The sequence below is a fragment of the Streptomyces sp. NPDC057623 genome, assembly GCF_042800355.1.
Classification (GTDB): domain Bacteria; phylum Actinomycetota; class Actinomycetes; order Streptomycetales; family Streptomycetaceae; genus Streptomyces.
Genome location: NZ_JBHVGZ010000164.1, coordinates 1 through 2,946 on the forward strand (window position 1 = coordinate 1; position 2,946 = coordinate 2,946).

Annotated in this window: 2 protein-coding genes; one reads left to right on the forward strand and one right to left on the reverse strand. The window is 67.6% G+C overall.

The window, feature by feature from the left end; genetic code table 11:
• The first annotated feature begins 367 nt into the window (after positions 1-367).
• Positions 368-949 carry a dihydrofolate reductase family protein gene (locus ACFU95_RS50825; protein WP_383844713.1) on the forward strand — a complete coding sequence of 194 codons (582 nt, stop codon included), beginning with the start codon at positions 368-370 and terminating at the stop codon, positions 947-949.
• A gap of 857 nt (positions 950-1,806) precedes the next feature.
• Here the strand turns inward: ACFU95_RS50825 and ACFU95_RS50830 are convergent.
• The gene (locus ACFU95_RS50830; RefSeq protein WP_383844716.1) at positions 1,807-2,022 is read right to left on the reverse strand and encodes a hypothetical protein; all 216 of its coding nucleotides are present in this window, start codon (positions 2,020-2,022) and stop codon (positions 1,807-1,809) included.
• Between the last annotated feature and the right edge of the window lie 924 nt (positions 2,023-2,946).

Below are 2,946 nucleotides of genomic sequence, written 5' to 3' on the forward strand. Positions count from 1 at the left end.
GGCCTCGAACCCACGGAAGCAACTCCGCATAGCACGACGACGGACCCTTGAGTTCCCGCCGAGAACCCTTCAGTTTGCGTGAACTCGCGGGGCTCTCGGGATCTGAGGAGCGTCGGAACGAAACTCGCGCTAAGCGGCAGCGCGGCTGGACCATGCCCGGCGTGCGACGCCGGCGGGGCGTCGGCGATGCTGTGCGCGTGGAGTACGCGGTGCCCGTCGTCAACCTCGGGGCGCCGGTCCGCATCCGCGCCGGCACATCCCGGCCGCGCGCTGGACGGCTGGCCGCTGCCGGCCGGTTGATTTCATGCAGAGAACGACAGCTCACGACACGCTAATTTGGGCGCATTCCACAACAAAGGAGAGCCCCGTGGGCAAGGTGGTCATGTACAGCTCGGTATCGTTGGACGGCTTCGTCGCCGACGAGAATGACCAGCCAGGACCGCTGTTCGACTGGTTGTCCAGCGGTGATGTCCCGTTGGACGAGAGCGGCGAGGTGAAGGTGTCGCAGACGTCCTACGACTACACCCGGCCGTACTGGGACCAGATCGGGGTGACAGTTGTCGGCCGCCACGTCTTCGACCTGACGGACGGCTGGGACGGGAAGCCTCCGGGCGGGATCGACAACGTGGTCGTCGTGACGCACCGGCCGGCGCCCGAGGGCTGGGATCCCGAGGCGCCGTTTCACTTCGTCGACGGCGTCGAGGCAGCGGTGGCCAAGGCACAGGAGCTCGCGGGTGACCGCATGTTCGAGGTCGCCGCCGGCGACGTCGGTGGCCAGGTGCTTGCCGCGGGCCTGGTCGACGAGGTGCGCATGGACGTCGTACCCGTCGTGTTCGGGTCCGGCAAGCGCTACTTCGGGTCGGTCCACGCGCAGCACCTGTTGGAGGATCCTGAGGTGGTGATTCAGGGCAACCGGGTGCTTCACCTGCGCTATCGGGTGCGCCGTTGACCGATCTGAGCGGGTACGCGAAGAAGTCCACTGCGAACGGTGACACACGGTCGGCTTCCGGCTGCGTTTGCGCATCGTTGTCCCTGGTGGGGCAGCCGACGCCGATTGCCGAGCGATCCGAGGAAGACATCGGCGGCCGACCTCACGGTCAACGCCTTCCCGGACGGAAGCCGGACGACGGCGGACAGCGCTTTCCCCTTGCCACAGATAACGGGGGGCTTCGCGCGCCTCCCGGGGCACGTCGCCGCAGGTCACACTTGGCGATGCCGCAGATAACAGGGCGTTGCCTGTACCAAGGTTGGCGCGCCATCGCGCATGCCCGAGGTCGAACCGGCCGCCATCGACGGACTGACCATGCCGCCGCAGATCATTCGCCGCACCGCGGTGGGAGGCGGCGCGCCTCATGATCCGGCACCGCACGCGAAAGCGCCGGTGGACTGGGCAATCGCAGGGTGGAGCGGATGCTGGGCATGGAAGTCGCATCGGCGGTGGGACCGCGAGCGTTGGCGAGGGGAGTTCACCAGGTCCTGCCCAGCACCCGGGACGGTGCATGTGGCCCGGCCGGACACCAGGCTCTGGGCGGCAGTCCGAGCTCCAGGGTCCCGTACGGGCACACTATTTCGGCGCCAGGGCCGGGGCAGGCGACTGTTGGTCCGCCGCGCGCGTACCCGGCGCGTGCGGGGCGATCGCCACCCAGCCAAAGCACACCTTGTCCGCGAACTGACGGCCACCGGGCCACGGGCTACCGCTCCCGGGCGTCGGTTTCACCTGGGCCAGGCAGGGGATCGGCGTTTTCCGTGACCGTTGCCACGCCGCTGCCGGCCTCGGGCGGCAGGAGTTCGGGAAGGGCGCAGCACTCAGGGACTGCCCGACTGGGCCACGCCCTGCGCAAGTTGACCGACGACGTCGAAGATGGCCTGGCCGAACGCGGTAGGGGCGATCAGCACACCGAAGACCAACACGATGACGACGGTCAGTTTCTCGTCGTTCCGGCTTCGGGCCTGCGTACGCCGCCGCAGCCGCACGATGATGATGGCCGCCAGCAGAACCGCAACGTTGATCGTCAGAACCACCGAACCAGTGCTCCCCCTCACGCGAACGTCCCAGCCCACCTTCAGCCGGAACCACTCCACGCGGTGGGTTGATTACTGATCGTTGGCGGCAAAACGCTTCTGCCCGGCTGGTTTTCCGGCCTTGACCAGCCCGCGCAGCCGCGCTCCGAACCGTGGCGGTACGCACTCTCCTGCTGTCCGCGCCAAGCTTGACGCGCAACATCGGGCGCGCGGCGCGAGGTGCCGTGTGGCTTGATCAACGTTTGACAGTCCCGGCGGAGAGCGTGAGTTGGCCCCACTCCATTCCGAGTTTGAGGGGTCAAGCAGGCTGAACCCGCTGAATGGCCGGCTACTGGCTGGGATCCTGATGATCAACAGGCGGACTGCAATTGTGAGGGCACGTCACATGTCTGTCCGATGGGGGCTGTTGATATCCACCGCCGATGGCGTCGCGGCTACCGTCGTCGGCGTCATCGCGGGCGGTGTCGTCGGGCGGCGCAGCCACAACCGGCAGTGGTTGCAGGAATCACGGACCGCGGCGTACGGCGGTCGCCTGGGAGCCGTTCACCGCGGCGCTGCACTCGCTGTCCTTGGTGGCCAGTCCGCAGACCGCTGCTGCGGCTGACGAGATCTGTGACGTCATCGAGGAGTTCAGCACCCTCTTCCGCGGTCTGCACGAGGTGCATTTGAAGTTGGTCAACGCGGCTCGACGCTCCCTCGATCCGTCACAGGGGCATGTTGGCCGGGCGCTGGGCGGCCCGTCGTCGTGGCACGGGTCGAATCTGACGCCCGAGGCGATCAGCCAGCGGCTTGACCGGACGACTCCGGATGCGCGTACCGCATTCACCCCCTCCCCCGTTACCTTCTAGACGGCCCCGATCTTGGGGCTCCCGGCCTTCTGGCCCGGCATGACTTTTGCCCCCTGTCGACCATGACCCGGGGGGT